Source organism: Micromonospora sp. NPDC005237 (genome assembly GCF_040607775.1).
Classification (GTDB): Bacteria; Actinomycetota; Actinomycetes; order Mycobacteriales; family Micromonosporaceae; genus Micromonospora.
On sequence record NZ_JBEXHJ010000002.1, the window covers coordinates 730879 to 746178 of the forward strand.

Here is a 15300-nt window from a genome sequence, read left to right on the forward strand (position 1 = left end):
ACGTCGGGCTATGACCATCGACTCCCGCCAGGTGGCGGCCGGCATCCTGGAAGCGGTGCCGTTCGCCCGTACGCTCGGCATCGAATTCGTCGAGGTGGCACCGGAGGCGGACGGCGGGGTGCGGGCCGTCGTCCGACTCCCCGACACGCCGGCGACCCACAACCACGTCGGCGGCCCGCACGCCGGGGCGATGTTCACGCTCGGCGAGACGGCCTCCGGCGCGGTCGTGCTGGCCGCCTTCGGGCAGCTGCTCGACCGTTGCGTGCCGCTCGCCGTCCGGGCCGAGATCGCCTACCGCAAGCTGGCCCGGGGGCCGGTGCTGGCCGCCGCGCGGCTCGGGCGGCCCGCCCCGGAGGTGATCGCCGAGCTGGAGTCCGGTCGGCGGCCCGAGTTCGCCGTCGAGGTGGAGATCGCCACCGAGGACGGCACGACCACCTCGGCGATGACGGTGATCTGGACGTTGCGGCCGAACTGAGCCAGGCCACGGGCGGCCGAAAACGGGTTTGCGGGCCGGGCCGGGTGGTTAGATTCGTACCGTGCTGGGCCTACCTGCTCATGTGACCGCCTGTCTCTTCGATCTGGACGGTGTGCTGACGCAGACCGCCCGGGTGCACAACGCCGCCTGGACGAAGACGTTCGACGAGTTCCTGCGGCAGCGGGCCACGGCAACCGGAGAACCCTTCCAGCCGTTCGACCCCGGCCCGGACTACAACCGCTACGTCGACGGCCGGCCCCGCGCCGACGGCGTCCGGTCGTTCCTCGGCTCCCGGGGGATCGTGCTCCCCGAGGGCAGCCCCGACGACCCGCCGGACGCCGACACCGTCAACGGTGTCGGCAACCGCAAGAACGTCCTGCTGCTGGAACAGCTGCGCACCTCCGGAGTCGAGGTCTACCCGGGTTCGGTGCGTTATCTGCGGGCGGCGGCCGCCGCCGGGCTGCGTCGGGCGGTGGTCACCGCGAGCGCCAACGGGCGCGAGGTGGTCGCCGCGGCCGGGCTGGAGGCCCTTCTGGAGGCGCGGGTCGACGGGCTCGTCGCCCGCGAGCAGAAGCTGCGCGGCAAGCCGCAGCCCGACACCTTCCTGGCCGGGGCCAGGATCCTCGGTGTGGACCCCACCCAGGCCGCCGTCTTCGAGGACGCGCTCTCCGGGGTGGCCGCCGGCCGGGCCGGCGGCTTCGGGTATGTGATCGGTGTCGACCGGGTGGGACAGGCCGACGAACTGCTCGCACACGGCGCCGACGTCGTGGTGAAGGATCTCGCCGACCTGCTCGACGCGGGCGACGCCGACCCGCCGGCGCCCCGCCCCGCCGGCGACACCGCTGGCCGGGCGCCCACCGGCGAGCGGGGCCTCGCGTGATCCGGGAACGGGCCTATCCCGTCGAGCCCTGGCACATCCGGGAGACCCGCCTGGACATGGACGTGCTGGCCCAGTCGGAGTCGGTCTTCGCGCTCTCCAACGGCCACGTCGGTCTGCGCGGCAACCTCGACGAGGGCGAGCCGCACGGCCTGCCCGGCACCTACCTCAACTCGTTCTACGAGCTGCGTCCGCTGCCGTACGCGGAGGCCGGCTACGGGTTCCCCGAGTCCGGGCAGACCATCGTCAACGTCACCAACGGCAAGCTGATCCGGCTGCTCGTCGACGACGAACCGCTCGACGTCCGCTACGGCGAGCTGCTGTCGCACGAGCGCATCCTCGACATGCGGGCCGGCACCCTGCACCGGGAGCTGCACTGGCGCTCGCCGGCCGGCCGTGAGGTCAAGGTCCGCAGCACCCGGCTCGTGTCGTTCACCCAGCGGTCGGTCGCCGCGATCAGCTACGAGGTGGAGGCCGTCGACGGCCCGCTGCGGCTGATCGTCCAGTCCGAACTGGTCGCCAACGAGTCGCTGCCGGCGCAGAGCAAGGACCCCCGGGTCGCGGCGGTGCTGGAGTCGCCGTTGCAGGCCGAGGAGGAGCTGACCACACCGGACGGCGGGCAGCTGATCCACCGCACCAAGGTCTCCGGGCTGCGGGTGGCCGCCGCCATGGAGCACGAGGTGCACGGCCCGGACCACACCACCATCGAGTCCGAGGGGTACGAGGACTGGGTTCGCACCACCGTCGGCTGCGTGCTCCGGCCCGGCGAGAAGCTGCGGGTGGTCAAGTACCTGACGTACAGCTGGTCCAGCCGCCGTTCGCTGCCCGCGCTCCGCGACCAGGTCGGCGCGGCGCTCGCCGGGGCCCGGCTGGACGGCTGGGACGGTCTGCACCGGGAGCAGCGCAACTACCTCGACGAGTTCTGGGACGCGGCCGACGTGCTGGTCGAGGGCGATCCGGAGATCCAGCAGGCCGTGCGGTTCGGTCTGTTCCACGTGCTCCAGGCCGGCGCCCGGGCCGAGCAGCGACCGATCTCGGCAAAGGGGTTGACCGGCCCCGGTTACGACGGGCACGCCTTCTGGGACACCGAGATGTTCGTCCTGCCGGTGCTCACGTACACCCAGCCGAGCGCGGTGCGCAGCGCCTTGCAGTGGCGGCACAGCACGCTGGGGCAGGCCCGGGAACGGGCCGAGACGCTCGGCTTCAAGGGCGCTGCCTTTCCCTGGCGGACCATCGAGGGGCCGGAATCCTCCGGGTACTGGCCGGCAGGCACCGCGGCGTTCCACATCGCCGCCGACATCGCCGACGCGGTCCGCCGGTACGTGCTGGTCACCGGGGACACCGTCATGGAGCGGGAGATCGGTCTGGAGCTGCTGGTCGAGACCGCCCGGCTGTGGCGCTCGATCGGGCACCACGACCGGCACGGCCAGTTCCACATCGACGGGGTCACCGGCCCCGACGAGTACACGGCGGTGAAGAACGACAACGTCTACACCAACCTGATGGCCCAGCGGAATTTGCTCACCGCCGCCGAGGTCGTGATGCGCTACCGGGATGAGGCGTTCCACCTCGGTGTCACCGACGAGGAGGCGGCGAGCTGGCGGGACGCGGCGACCTCGATGCACGTGCCGTACGACCACGAGCTGGACGTGCACCAGCAGGTGGAGGGGTTCACCCGGCTGCAGGAGTGGGACTTCCCGCACACGCCCGCGGAGAAGTACCCGCTGCTGCTGCACTACCCGTACTTCGATCTGTACCGCAAACAGGTTGTCAAGCAGGCTGACCTGGTCCTGGCCATGCACTGGCGGGGGGACGCGTTCACCCCCGAGCAGAAGGTGCGCAACTTCCTCTACTACGAACGACGGACGGTGCGCGACTCGTCGCTGTCGGCCTGTACCCAGTCGGTGCTCGCCGCCGAGGTGGGCCATCCCGACCTGGCGCACATCTACCTGCGCGAGGCCGCGCTCATGGACCTGCACGACCTCAACGAGAACACGCGCGACGGCGTGCACATGGCCTCGCTGGCCGGCGCGTGGCTCGCCCTGGTCAGCGGGTTCGGCGGGCTGCGCGATCACGACGGTGAGCTGTCGTTCGCGCCCCGGCTCTCCAGCCGGCTCAGCCGCCTGGAGTTCTCCGTTCAGTGGCGCGGGCTGGCGCTGCGGGTGGACGTCCGGCCGCACCAGACGACGTACTCGCTGCGCCACGGGGGCCCGGACGACGTCGTGGAGCTCCGCCACCACGACCAGATGCTGCGGGTCACCTGCAATGAGCCGGTGACCGTGCCGGTGCCGCCGGCCGAGCCCTCGGGGCCGCCGCCGGAGCAGCCACCGGGCCGGTCGCCGTTGCTGCGGCTGCCCGAGCACGAGCAGTGACGGCCGGGGCGGGAGCACTCCCGCCCCGGCCGTCACGCGCGTACGTCAGACCGGCTCGCCGGTCGAGGGCCGCCCGATCGCGTCGCGGGGTGCGGCCGCCTTGGGATCGTCGGGCAGCCGGGCCGAGGCGGCCTGGTCCCCGAAGTCCTGGTTGCGCTCCGCGTCCTGTTCACGTTGGTCGCGCTCGGTCATCTGCTGCTGCCGGGAGATCTGCTGCTTGGCCATGCTGATCCTCGCGATCCGTCGGGGCGCCGGTGCGCCGACACGGTCTGCGGTCGGTCGTCGCGTACCCGGCGGCCCACCCGGCAAACGCCGCCCCGGAAGCCGCGCGATGCGGCGGGCGCGGGGCGCGTGCGACGCGGCGGGTGGGGTAAGCGGGCCAGAGGCGAGCACGCGGAGGTGCGGCATGGACGAGCAGCGCAGCACGGTGACCATTCCGATCCGGGACGCCCAGCTTCCCGCCGATCTGATGCTGCCCCCACGGCCGGTCGGCGTGGTGCTGTTCGCGCACGGCAGCGGTAGCTCGCGGCACAGCCCACGCAACGTCGCGGTGGCCCGGACGCTGACCGACCGCGGCCTCGCCACCGTGCTGGTGGATCTGCTCACCCCGGACGAGGACGAGCTCGACACGCGCACCGCCGAACTGCGCTTCGACATCGGGATGTTGGCCAGCCGGCTGGCCGGGATCGTCGACTGGTTGGCGGTCGAGAGCCCCGCCGGTGACGTGCCGATCGGTCTCTTCGGTGCCAGCACGGGCGCCGCCGCCGCGCTGGTCGCGGCCGCGTACCGCGCCGACCGGGTGGGGGCGGTGGTCTCCCGGGGCGGCCGACCCGACCTGGCCGGCGCCGCCCTGGCCCAGGTGCGTACCCCGACGCTGCTGCTGGTCGGCGGCCTGGACGAGGAAGTGCTCACGCTCAACGAGCAGGCGCTCACCGAGCTGGGGGAGGTCGGCGAACTGTGGGTGGTGCCGGGGGCCACCCACCTCTTCGAGGAGCCCGGCGCGCTCGACCAGGTCGCCGAACACGCCGGCACCTGGTTCACCACCCATCTCGCCCGGACGACCGCCGCGCCGCGCCGCTCATGACAGTGCCGGCGCGTCCGTGGTGGAGCGGCGGCGCTGAACGGTGTCGATGACTCGCCAGAGAACGGCGGTGATCGGAACGCTGACGAAGGCGCCGGCGATGCCCGCGATCAGGGTGCCCGCGGTGACCGCCACCAGGATGACGGCCGGGTGCAGGCGCACCTGCCGCTTCATGACCAGCGGCTCCAACAGGTTGCCCTCGATCTGCTGCACCGCGACCACCGCGGCGAGGGTGAGCAGGGCGGTCGTCGGCCCGTTGGCCGCCAACGCCACCAGCACCGCCACCGCGCCGGCCACCGTCGCCCCGATGATCGGTACGAAGCCGCCGAGGAAGGTGATCAGCGCCAGCGGCAGGGCCAGCGGCACCCGTAGCAGCACCAGGGCCAGGCCGATGCCGATCGCGTCGATCGCGGCGATCAGCATGGTCCCCCGGCTGTACGCGCCCAGCGTCTGCCAGCCGGCCCGGCCGGCCTCGGCCACCACCGGTCGGTTCGGGCCGGTCATCCGGGACAGCACCCAGTGCCACATCGACCTGCCGTCCTTGAGCAGGAAGAAGAGCAGCACCAGGGCGAGCAGCGCGGAGCCGACGACCTCGCTGGCCGTCCGGGCGCCCGCCACCGGGTCCGGAGAACTGCCGCTGAGCCCCTCCCGGGCCTGGTCGACCAGCTTGTCGAGTTGGGCGTCGCTGACCGGCAGGGTGGAGGTGACGAAGTCACGGCTGCGGTCGAGCCCCTGGGTCAGCTCCTGACTGAGCTGGTCGAACTGGCTGGCGGTCAGGTTCCACACCAGCGCGCCGACCCCCACCAGGATGCCGAGCAGCAGCAGGACGGTGAGCAGCGCGGCCAGTGCCGCGGGCAGGCGCAGGCGGCGCAGCCGGAGCAGCACCGGGTCGAGCAGCGCGGTGAGGAAGATGGTGGCGGCCAGCGCGATGGCCAGTGGCGCCAGCAGGACGGCGATCCGGCCCAGCAGATAGAGCCCGGCGACGATCACCACCAGGCAGGCGCTCCACACCACCGCGCTTCGGACCAGCCAGGGCAGGCTGGCCCACGCCTGGCGCGGGCCGGTCTCACCGGTCTCACCGGTCGTCGCCGCGGTGCCGGTTGTGGACGCGGTGCCGGTTGTGGACGCGGTGCCGGTTGTCGGCGCGGCGTCCGCCCCGGGTTCGTCTGCCGTCATGTCGGCCCTCCTCGATCTCGGCGAGTCGGTACCCGGCCGGCGATGCACCGACACCCGAATCGCGCCATCCCCGTCCGGACCGTCGGTGTTTGCGCCGACAGGCCCAGGGAACGCAAGTGGAAACGATCCGAGGAGGAGCGCCGTGGGTGACTTCATGGACAAGGCCAAGGACGTCGCGGACAAGCACGACAAGCAGGTCGACCAGGGCATGGAGAAGGCCGGCGACATGGCCGACAAGCGCACGGGCGGCAAGTACGACGACCAGATCGACAAGGGCGTGGATCAGGCGCAGGCGCGTACCGGTGAGGGTGACCAGGTCCGCTGACGAACCGGACGTCTCCCGGGCCGCCGAGGTGTCGGCGGCCCGGGATTGTCCCTGTCGGACGGTACGTCGGTCAGCGCTGCTGCTTCTCGCGTAGCTCGTCCATCGACGTCGGCCGGTCGCGCAGTGCGTCACGCAGCCGGTCGATCAGCCCGGTGCCGGGGGCGAGCAGCTTGTTCGCCGGCGGGCGGTCCGGCGCGCTCGGGTGGGGCCGGGTCGGCGCCACCTTCTTGAACGCCGTCACCTTCCCGGCCAGCTCGACCAGCTCCTCACGGGCCGTGGCCGCGCGCAGCCGGGGGAAGAGGTCGTTCTCCTCGTCCTGCACGTGGTGACGGATGGTGCTGGTCAGGTTGGCGAGCAGCTCGTCGAAGCGGGGGTCGGACGGGTCAACCGACTCCAGGTCCTTCATGGTCCGTTCGGCGTCGGCGTGTTCGTCGATCTCGTGGTCGGCGATCTGGTCGCCGTCGGGCAGCGCCTTGCGAGCCGTCGGATAGACGTACGCCTCCTCGGCCACCGCATGCCGGACCAGCTCGGCGATCAGCACGTCGGTGAGCTGCCGGCGGTACTCGGGCGTGCCCTGCCGCGTCTCCAGCTCGACGAAGAGGGTCTCGACCTCGCGGTGGTCGGCGATGAGGATGTCGACGACATCCTCATCGCCGGTGGTCTGTGGATTGCTCATCTGGGCCCCTTACCGGTTGCGGTCGGTGGGTGTGTGGCCCCTGGTACCCCGCAGCGGTCGGGCAAACCTACGGTCGCCGATGGATTTGACGGCGGATCCGTCGTCCGTGGTCGCCCCGACGGCTGGTGCCAGCGGTGTCTCTGGTGTGTGCGGGACGGAGGGGCACGATTGGCCGGACGTCCCCGGGGTAACCGCCGCCATGGCCGACGACCGCCCACCAGCCGACCGGGACCGGTCACCGCTCGGCGAGGCCGCCGAGCGGAGCGGCCAGGCGGTCGAGCGGGTGCGACACCGCAGCGGGCAGGCCAGCCGGATCCGGGCCCGGCAGTGGGAGGTCACCCTGGTCATCTCGATCCAGGCTGGGCTGGCCGCCGCGCTCGCCGCCCTGATCGCCCAGCACTTCCTCGGCCCCGGAGCGCACGTCTTCGCCCCGGCTGCCGCCGTCGGTACGATCGCCACCGCCATCGGCCAGCGGGCCCGACGAACCTTCGAGCTGCTGTTCGGCGTCGGCCTGGGCATCGTCATCGGTGACGCGCTGCGCTTCATCGTCGGCTCCGGGCCGTGGCAGACCGGCGTGGTCGTCGCCCTGGCCGTCGCCAGCGCCCTCCTGGTGGCCGGTAAGGGCGGGCCGTTGGTCGGCCAGGCTGGCGGTACCGCGGTGCTGATCGCCACGCTGGCCCCGATGCAACGTGGCCTGGAGCTGCCCCGGATCTTCGACGCGCTCGTCGGCGGCGCGGTCGGCCTCCTGGTGGTCGCGCTGCTCCTGCCCATCAACCCGATACGGGTGCTCGACCGCGCCGCCACGCCGATCTTCGCGGTCCTGCGCGAGCAACTCGCCGAGCTGGCGGAGGCGGTACGGCAGCGCGACGTCGACCGAACGCAGGGTGTTCTGGAGCGGCTTCGCGGCACCGAGGGCGACGTGGGGCGCCTGAACGACTCGCTGAGTGGGGCGGAGGAGGTGGTCACCATCGCGCCGGCACGCTGGCACCGCCGTCAACAGTTCCACCGGTACGCCCGCAGCGCGTCGCACCTGGAGCGGCTGCTGCTGGACAGCCACGCGCTGGCCCGCTGGTCGACGACCGCCCTGCAGTACGACGAGCCGATTCCGGCGGAGCTGCCGGACGCGATCGCCCGGCTGGGACAGGCGGTGGCGGAGATGCGGACGGAGTGCCGGGTCGGCGAGACCCCGCGGTGCACCCGGAAGCTGGTCGAGGAGTGTGCCGAGCTGGCCGGACGGGCAGCCGCGACCGGGGTCAGGTCGTTCGGCGACGCCCTCGTCACCGGCCTGCGCACCGCGGCCAGCGACCTGCTCCGGGCGGCGGGGTGCGAGCCCGACGACGCCAACCGGATCGTGCGCAAGGCGGCCGGTGCCGGCGAGGCGGCCATCTCCCCGCCGACCCGACACCATCTGCACCGCGCCCGGCCGACTCGGGCCACCCGGGCGCGTCGGCGAGCGCACCACGCCTCCCGCAGACGCGACGACAGGGCCGGCCTCTCCGCGAGGAAGAGACCGGCCCGGTGAACCGTCAGGGTCAGGAGGAGTAGCCGCGCTCGGCGATCCAGTTGGCGACCTTCGGCAGGCTCATCCAGTACTCGCCGAGTGCCGGGTCGGCTGGGTCGGCGACGCGGATGCTGTCCCCGCCGTCGCGGTAGCCGACGAGCGTCAGGTAGTGGCCGCCCTCGTACGAGTGCGGGTTGCCGTCGGTGTCCACGGTCGTGCCCTTGATGTTGGCCACCACCGGTCGGCCGGCGTCGATCGCGGCCAGGACGTCCCGGCGCAGCTGCTCGACCTGGTCGGGGCGGGCCACCGAGTCACGGATCTCGGTGGTCCGGTAGCGACCGCCGGTCAGCTCGTTGAGCACGCGGGTGGTGTCCAGGGCCGACGGTGTGCCCGCCTCGGTGGTGCCGAGCCGCTTGGCCACCTCGTCCTGGGACAGCGCCTTGCCCTGCGCGGAGAGCGCAATCCGGGTCGCGGCCGGGCCGCAGTAGAAGAAGTTCGGCTGGGCCTGGTAGTCCACGTCGAGAATGCGCTCCGCGCTCCGGTTGGTCTGGCTCGACGAGGGCGGGGCGCCCTGCGCGGGCGCTGCCTGCGCGGCGACCGCAGGGCCGAGGGCGCAACCGCCGGCGACCAGCAGGCCGACGACGGACAGGCCGCTCTTCTGCACGATCGGGTTCATGGTCGAGTCTCCGTTCGGGGGTAGCCGCCTCCGTGGCGGTCTCGGCCGTGCGTACCGGGGACGTAACGGCCCTGCTTCGGCCGACATTCCGTCGCCGGCTGCCGCTGGGGGCGTCGTGACCAGGTGCAACGGCTACCGCCGGTGCGAGATTCCGCGAGACCGCGCGCGGCCGCGGGAGGGCCCCAAACGGGCATGGCGGCGTGAAGCGGACAGCGGGCCAGTGCGGCTCAGAGGCTCCCGAGCAGCCCGGTCACGGTGATCTCGATGACCACGCGCTCCGGATTCGGGCGCGGGGTCCGATACCGCTCGGCGTAGCGGCGCTCCGCCTCCGCGACGGCGGCTCGGTCCGACCGGAGCACCGCCCGGCCCTCGATCGTCAACCAGCGGCGGCCGTCCACGTGGCAGACCGCCACCGGAGTGCCGTCGGCGCCGGCGGCGGCCACCTGGCGAGCCTTGCGGGACGTACCCGAGGTGATCACCCGGGCCAGCCCGGCCGCCGGATCGAGAGTGACCCCGACGGGCACCACGTGCGGGGTGCCGTCGGCGCGCAGGGTGGTCAGTGTCGCCAGGTGCCGTTCCGCGCAGAAGGCGGCCACCCGGTCGTCGCGGATGTCCAGCCGATGATCGCCCGCCACGTCCGTCCCCCGTCCTGTGCGCCAACCTCGATCATCGTACGGAGCGGGCGCGGTCCGGATCCGGCGGCGCGTCCGGCTGCCCGGGCAGGCGAAGGCCGGCCGCCCGGCGCTTGTGCACGAGCCGCGTGAGATAGATCAGCGCGCCGGCCAGAACACCCATGTCGTCCAGGTAGATCGGGTCCGGGAGGATGTCCACCGGAAAGATCGTGTAGATCAGCGCCCCGTAGAAGGCGATCTTGCCGCCCGCGCCGAGCCCGGTCAGCAGCCGCCTCGTGCGCACCACCCGTACCGCCAGCACCACCGCGCCGACCAGTGTGGCGATCGCCAGGATGCCGGCGATCACCACGAGGACCCACGCCTGTCGGGACATGCCGTCACGCTAACCCACCAGCGCCGGCCCGGCCCGGTTCGCCGGGTCGCGAAACCGGAACCGCCGGGCCACCGGGTCAGAACGCCGGGACCGCCGCCCGACCGCGGGCGACCACCGCGTTCTCCCGGGTCTGCTCGGTCGGCGGCCGGAGGACCTCGCTGAGCGGCAGCACCGACGCCGACTCCGCCACCCGCCGCCCGGTCGCCGCGTGGGCCTCCTCGCGAAGGCTACGAGCCGCCGCCACGGCCAGCTCCGCGGCCCGCCAGGCCGCCTGCTCCCGCTCCTGGGCCGCGACGTGCCGGGCGGCCAGATTGTCGCGGATCGCCCGCTGCAGCACGAGTTCCTGATCGACGGGGTGCAGCCGCGGGTCCCAGCCGTCGCGGTGCGCGAAGACGTCGCTGAGCTGCTCCACCGACAGCTCCCGCCGCCAGTACGCGTCCAGCGCGGCCCGGTGCAGGTAGCGCTCGCGGTCGGCGTACTCGGCGGGGGTCCGGGCGGTCTGCGGCAGCGGCATCGCGGCCGCTGCGCCGAGCCGTCGTACGCCGGCCTCGGCCGCCTCCAGCGCCTGCCAGGCGGCTTCGACGGTCTCCTGCGCGGCCACCCACTCCGCCCGTCGACGCTGGGCGGTGGTGGTGGCGCGCTCGGCGGCCACCGCGACCTCCTGCGCGTAGCGGCTCTGCTCCCGCTCCTGGAGCGCCTGTTCGAGCTGGCTGGGCATGGCGGCGTTGCGGATCCGGGCGGCCGGGTCGAGGCGGAGCCGGCCGGGGCGCAGCAGGAGCGCGGCAACGGCGACCACCACCACCCCGAGCAGGCTCAGCCAGATGGCGGCGGCCCGGGGCACGTCGGGCAGGACGGCGGAGAGGACGGTCTGCATGATCAGCACCTCGCGGTCGAACGACGGTATCGACGGATGGGTCCTGACGGCACCGGGCCGGTCGCTCGACTGGTGTCGACGCGCCGGGCTCCGAGTGGTCGGGGTGAGCTGCGGATGGCCGCCCGAGGCTCGGGCCGATCCCCGCTGGGCGGGATCTCGCGAGCCGGATCGGGTCTGGCTGCGGGTAGCGCCGGTGGCGGCGACCCGAACACCGGGACGCACGACCCGGAGCCGGGTCACGGGGAGCGTCGGGTGGCCTGACGGCCTGAGATCAGCTGGTGGGAGGGCCGCGTCGGGGCGGGGTACCGCGGCCGGGCTCAACGGCCGACGTGTGCTCCGCGCCCGCGAGGACCGGGCCGGTCGGCGCGGCGACGATGGCGTCGCTGCTCGGCCGGGGCGCGGCCGGCTGGCTCGTCCGCTCGGTGGCCGCGACGGCCTCCGGCTGAACGGCGTCCACCCGGCTGCTCACGGCGCTGGGCCGCAGCTGCGCCTGAGCGGACGGCGGGGTGGCGGCGAGCGCGCCGCCGAGGCCGACCGCGAGCACCAGCGCGGTGACCGCCAGCCGGGTCAGCTCCCGCAGTGACCACAGCACGGCCCACCGGGCTGGGCGGACCAGGGCTGCGGACGACACCCGACCAACCTATCGCCCGACCCGGCATGGCGCAGCACGACAGCGGGCGAATGGGAGTGACCGCCACCACCGTCGCCACTGTGGACGGTGCTGACCTGCGGCCGCACCGTATCCCGGGGGCCGGGGGCCGGGGGCCGGGGGCCGGGGGCCGGGGGCCGGGGGCCGGGGGCCGGTGGCCGGTGGCCGAGGGCCGAGGGCCGAGGGCCGAGGGCCGAGGGCCGAGGGCCGAACCACGGTGACCCCCGCCGCAGCAGGCGGCAGGGGTCACTCGGGTATCTCATGCGGCGCCGGGCGCCGTCGGGGGGTCAGCCGGCGGTGCCGAGCACCGGCGGCGCGGCGTCCCCGCCGTCCTGCCACACCATCTCGTCCTCGGTCAGCCAGGTCAGCCGCTCGTCGGACTCGTCGTCCTCGGGGCGACCGTGCCCGCCGAGCACCCCGGGGCGGTTGGCGCCCCGGCCGTTGCCCGTCAGACCCTGGCGCCCACCCGCGGCCGACCGACCGGACTCACCGCGGCGGCCGTCGATGCTCCGCCCGACGCCACTGGCGGACCGGCTCTCGGCGGCGGCAGCGCCGCCGGTCGGCCGGGCCGCCGTGGTGGGCGTGCTGCTCGACCCGGCGAGCGCGGAGGTGCGCAGCACCCCACCGGCCGGCGCCCCGCCCGGTGCCCCGAAGAGCAGGCTCGGCCCGCCCGAGGCGCTGGCAGCCACGGTGGTGGTCGGCCCGGACAGCCCGGCCAGCCCGGCCGCCCCGCCGGTGAGCAGAGCCCCGCCGAGCAGCGGATCCGCGCTGGCGAGGGAGGTGGTGCTGCCCTCGGGGTCGCTACCGGTGCCCTCCGGCCCGATGGCGACGACCGAGGTGCCACCGTCCTGGCCGGGGACGGAACCGCCCCCGCCGGCCGGCGGAGGTGCCACCCCGTCGGGCGTCGCGACTGTCGCGCCGCCGGTGTGCGCGGTCAGGCCGGTGGCGGTCGGAGCGGCCGACGGCGTCGTGGTGGCCGGGCCGCTGCGCGGCGTCGGCCGGTCCTGATTGGTCGTCTTCGGCGTCTCCGGGTGGGGGTGGGGCGGGTCGACCACCCGGTCGTAGGCGGAGAGGTCGTAGCCGGCGGCCAGCTCGGCCACCACGTTCACCATCCGCTGGTGGGCCTTCTCCTGCTCTTCCTTGTCCTGCTGGTGGCCCATGATGCCCCCGACCACGGCACCGGGCAGGCCGAAGGCGGCCCCCTTGAGCGCGCCCGAGATGGCCTGGTCGTTGTCGTCGGTCTCTTCCGGGCTCTCGGCCTGCTTGTGCGCGGTGCGCAGCTGGTCGGCCATCATGGTGAGGCCCTGCTTGATGCCGGCCATGCCCTCGCCCAGCGCGTCGGAGTGATCGACGATCAGCGTCAGCCGGCGCTGGAACTCCCGACCCGCCGGGCCAGTCCAGGTGTTGCCGAGCTTCTCCAGGTCGCCGCTCAGCTCCCGGCCGAGGCCGTCCAGGATGCCCTTGAGGGCGGCCCACTGGGCGGCGATCCCCTCGATCTGCTCCGGCTTGCCGGCCATCACCGCGTCGTACAGCTCGCGGTGGCTCTTGTCCTGGTAGCGCTGGGTGTACTCAGACACTGCCGTCCCCCTTCGGCTGCAACGCCCGGTCGACACCGGTCAGCGCAGCCGTGATGTCGGTGGCGTTGGCCGCGTTACGCGCCTCGGCGGTGCGGTAGTTGGCAAGGATGGTGCTGGTCGCCTGCTGCGCCGCCTGCACCGCCTGCCGGAGCCGCTCGGCCTGATCCACGTACGACTGGTGGACCTCGCTGTAGCGGCGTGAGTTCTGGGCGGCGTCGGTGAACGAACCCAACGCCGGTGGACTGCACTGCATCTCGGTGTTGAGCTTGCGCAGCACCGACTCGGCCTGACTCAGCCGCGACGCCAGGTGCTTGTGGAAGTCCTCAAGGGACAGCAGGTCGACTTCCGTACGCCCGGTCATGGCAAACATCCCCGTCGTTCTGGTTGACAACCGTCAGCGAACCCAGGTTAGTCCACTGCCGCGACCCGGGGCGACCCGTCCGAACGGCTCAGCCGTCGGCGCCGGTCGATGCCCTGGGCAGCCCACCGCCCGTGCCGCCGCTCGCCGGGGCGCCCGTGGCCGTGGTGGACGACGTCGGCTGCGGCACGGACGCGGACGCCGGCGCGTCACCGGGTGCGAACTGCACGAGCGCGTCCTCCCGGTCCAGGGTGGGCCCGGTCGGGATCAACGCGAGCAGCGAGCCGGGCACCGCCAGCGGGGTGACCCCTTCGTAGCCGAGCGCCCCCAGCGTCTCGGCGGAACCGAGCGGATACCGGACGCCCTGCGGGCTGATCAGGTAGACCGTCGCGCCGGCGGCACCGGACCCGCTGGTGCCGGCGCCGGGCGCGGCCTGGGCCAGTACGCCCTTGCCGCCGGGCAGCAGCACCGACTCTGCCGTGCGCACCGCGTCCCGGTTGGTCTGGCGCACCGGCACCGAGCCGGGCTCGTCCGCCGTCAACTCCGCCGGAGCCCGGTCGAAGACCTCCAGTGTGGTGGTCGGGGGACCACCGGCGCTGCCGGCCCGGTACGTCGCGCAGAGCAGCGTCTGCCCGGCCCGGGCCTGGTACAGGGTGGGCAGCGTCCGGGGCATTCCGTCCGCGTCCACCCGCTGCTCGGTCAACAGCCGACCCGCCTGGTCCGGCGTGATGTCGGTGATCTGACCGCCGCCACTGATGAGCAGCAGGGCGGTGATCTCACTGATGGAGACGAGACCCTCCCGCGCGAGCACGTAGTGCTGCCCCGCCGCCTGGAAGACCTGACCGATGGTGGCGGGTCGGCCGGCGACGCTCAGCCCGCTGCGGTCGCCCATTCCGGGCAGCGACGGCTTGCGCAGCGGCGGCCCGGCCGGCACGGCGTTGAGCAGCTGCTGCCCGACCGGCAGCGGTGCCGTGCCGGTCATCCGCAGCGCCGCGACCGCCTGGTCACCGCCGCGTACCTCGAGCCGGGAGTTGCCGGTGAGCAGGTGCCGCTGACCGTCCACGGTGACCAGCACCGCCCGGTCACCGAGCGGCGCACCGCCGGGCAGCGCGCGGTCGATCACGACGCGGGTGGTGGAGTGGCGCGGGTCGGCCGCGTCGGGCACGTCGCAGACGGACCACGGCAGGCCGGTCAACGACTTGCGGTCCGGCAACGCGTCGGGCGCGCCGACGATGCCGACGGTGTGCCCCCGTGGCCGGTCGCGCAGCGCCGCCTGCGACATGGTGCGCACCGTGGGGTCGGGCTCGTTGAGGATCAGCCGTGCCGAGGCGTAGTTGAGCGTCGGATGCAGCTGTCCCTCGGCGAACACGTACGTCGCGCCGGTCTCCCGCTCGATGACCAGGCTGTTCTCCTCCAGTGGCGCGGTGTTCCCGGTCAACTGGCCGTACGCGCCCACGCCGCCGAGCACCACCGCCGCGGCGATCACACTGCCGAAGACCGCCATGCCGAGCCGTCGCATCGGCAGGTTGGTCGTCTCCGGATCGCCCGACACGAGCGCGGAGACGATCCGACGGGTGACGAAGCGGTACGCCTGCACCTGATCGCGGCGGGTCCGCATGACTTACCTCCGGCGGGGTGGATCCGCGACGATGTCCTCGGGGTGCCGTCGCGGGCTTCC

Annotated in this window: 17 protein-coding genes; 6 read left to right on the top strand and 11 right to left on the bottom strand. The window is 73.6% G+C overall.

Annotation, left to right across the window (positions count from 1 at the left end):
• The first annotated feature begins 10 nt into the window (after nucleotides 1-10).
• The 3 genes from ABZT87_RS08370 (at nucleotide 11) to ABZT87_RS08380 (ending at nucleotide 3724) form a co-directional block, all read left to right on the top strand.
• Complete coding sequence (locus ABZT87_RS08370; protein WP_355066673.1) at nucleotides 11-475, top strand: DUF4442 domain-containing protein; 465 nt, start codon at nucleotides 11-13, stop codon at nucleotides 473-475.
• Nucleotides 476-536: 61 nt separating this feature from the next.
• The gene (locus ABZT87_RS08375; RefSeq protein ID WP_355066672.1) at nucleotides 537-1355 is read left to right on the top strand and encodes a beta-phosphoglucomutase family hydrolase; all 819 of its coding nucleotides are present in this window, start codon (nucleotides 537-539) and stop codon (nucleotides 1353-1355) included.
• Nucleotides 1352-3724, top strand: a complete 2373-nt coding sequence (locus tag ABZT87_RS08380; RefSeq protein ID WP_355066671.1) for a glycoside hydrolase family 65 protein — start codon at nucleotides 1352-1354, stop codon at nucleotides 3722-3724. The genes ABZT87_RS08375 and ABZT87_RS08380 overlap by 4 nt, the downstream gene beginning before the upstream one ends.
• A 45-nt stretch (nucleotides 3725-3769) precedes the next feature.
• Here ABZT87_RS08380 and ABZT87_RS08385 read toward each other — a convergent pair whose 3' ends face one another.
• Entirely contained in the window at nucleotides 3770-3949 is a 180-nt protein-coding gene (locus ABZT87_RS08385; protein WP_354861957.1) for a hypothetical protein, read from the bottom strand.
• A gap of 181 nt (nucleotides 3950-4130) precedes the next feature.
• Between ABZT87_RS08385 and ABZT87_RS08390 the strand changes: the two genes are divergently transcribed.
• Nucleotides 4131-4808, top strand: a complete 678-nt coding sequence (locus tag ABZT87_RS08390) for a dienelactone hydrolase family protein (RefSeq protein WP_354861958.1) — start codon at nucleotides 4131-4133, stop codon at nucleotides 4806-4808.
• Here ABZT87_RS08390 and ABZT87_RS08395 read toward each other — a convergent pair.
• Complete coding sequence (locus ABZT87_RS08395) at nucleotides 4803-5981, bottom strand: AI-2E family transporter (protein ID WP_355134453.1); 1179 nt, start codon at nucleotides 5979-5981, stop codon at nucleotides 4803-4805. The two genes, ABZT87_RS08390 and ABZT87_RS08395, sit on opposite strands and share 6 nt — an antisense overlap.
• 142 nt (nucleotides 5982-6123) lie before the next feature.
• Between ABZT87_RS08395 and ABZT87_RS08400 the strand changes: the two genes are divergently transcribed.
• Nucleotides 6124-6306 (top strand): antitoxin, encoded by a 183-nt coding sequence (locus ABZT87_RS08400; protein ID WP_007454882.1) that lies wholly within the window; start codon nucleotides 6124-6126, stop codon nucleotides 6304-6306.
• Between the two features lie 70 nt (nucleotides 6307-6376).
• On the opposite strand, the gene ABZT87_RS08405 is transcribed toward ABZT87_RS08400, so the two are convergent.
• Nucleotides 6377-6982 carry a hemerythrin domain-containing protein gene (locus ABZT87_RS08405; protein WP_354861962.1) on the bottom strand — a complete coding sequence of 202 codons (606 nt, stop codon included), beginning with the start codon at nucleotides 6980-6982 and terminating at the stop codon, nucleotides 6377-6379.
• Between the two features lie 199 nt (nucleotides 6983-7181).
• Between ABZT87_RS08405 and ABZT87_RS08410 the strand changes: the two genes are divergently transcribed.
• Nucleotides 7182-8504, top strand: a complete 1323-nt coding sequence (locus tag ABZT87_RS08410) for an FUSC family protein (RefSeq protein WP_355134455.1) — start codon at nucleotides 7182-7184, stop codon at nucleotides 8502-8504.
• Nucleotides 8505-8514: 10 nt separating this feature from the next.
• Here ABZT87_RS08410 and ABZT87_RS08415 read toward each other — a convergent pair whose 3' ends face one another.
• From ABZT87_RS08415 to eccB, 8 genes are all read right to left on the bottom strand, one after another.
• Nucleotides 8515-9159 (bottom strand): C39 family peptidase, encoded by a 645-nt coding sequence (locus ABZT87_RS08415; protein WP_354861907.1) that lies wholly within the window; start codon nucleotides 9157-9159, stop codon nucleotides 8515-8517.
• A gap of 227 nt (nucleotides 9160-9386) precedes the next feature.
• Nucleotides 9387-9794: a TIGR03618 family F420-dependent PPOX class oxidoreductase gene (locus ABZT87_RS08420; protein ID WP_354861908.1), complete on the bottom strand. Its 408-nt coding sequence runs from the start codon at nucleotides 9792-9794 to the stop codon at nucleotides 9387-9389.
• Between the two features lie 31 nt (nucleotides 9795-9825).
• Nucleotides 9826-10164 (bottom strand): YkvA family protein, encoded by a 339-nt coding sequence (locus ABZT87_RS08425; protein ID WP_354861910.1) that lies wholly within the window; start codon nucleotides 10162-10164, stop codon nucleotides 9826-9828.
• A gap of 76 nt (nucleotides 10165-10240) precedes the next feature.
• Nucleotides 10241-11038: a hypothetical protein gene (locus tag ABZT87_RS08430; protein ID WP_354861912.1), complete on the bottom strand. Its 798-nt coding sequence runs from the start codon at nucleotides 11036-11038 to the stop codon at nucleotides 10241-10243.
• Between the two features lie 271 nt (nucleotides 11039-11309).
• A complete protein-coding gene (locus tag ABZT87_RS08435) occupies nucleotides 11310-11669 on the bottom strand; it encodes a hypothetical protein (protein WP_354861914.1) in 360 nt (119 codons plus the stop codon).
• A gap of 305 nt (nucleotides 11670-11974) precedes the next feature.
• The gene (locus ABZT87_RS08440) at nucleotides 11975-13264 is read right to left on the bottom strand and encodes a hypothetical protein (RefSeq protein ID WP_355134457.1); all 1290 of its coding nucleotides are present in this window, start codon (nucleotides 13262-13264) and stop codon (nucleotides 11975-11977) included.
• Nucleotides 13257-13625: a hypothetical protein gene (locus tag ABZT87_RS08445; RefSeq protein ID WP_355134459.1), complete on the bottom strand. Its 369-nt coding sequence runs from the start codon at nucleotides 13623-13625 to the stop codon at nucleotides 13257-13259. Before ABZT87_RS08445 ends, ABZT87_RS08440 begins: the two co-directional genes overlap by 8 nt.
• A gap of 88 nt (nucleotides 13626-13713) precedes the next feature.
• Nucleotides 13714-15240 carry a type VII secretion protein EccB gene (eccB, locus tag ABZT87_RS08450; protein ID WP_355134461.1) on the bottom strand — a complete coding sequence of 509 codons (1527 nt, stop codon included), beginning with the start codon at nucleotides 15238-15240 and terminating at the stop codon, nucleotides 13714-13716.
• Nucleotides 15241-15300: the final 60 nt, after the last annotated feature.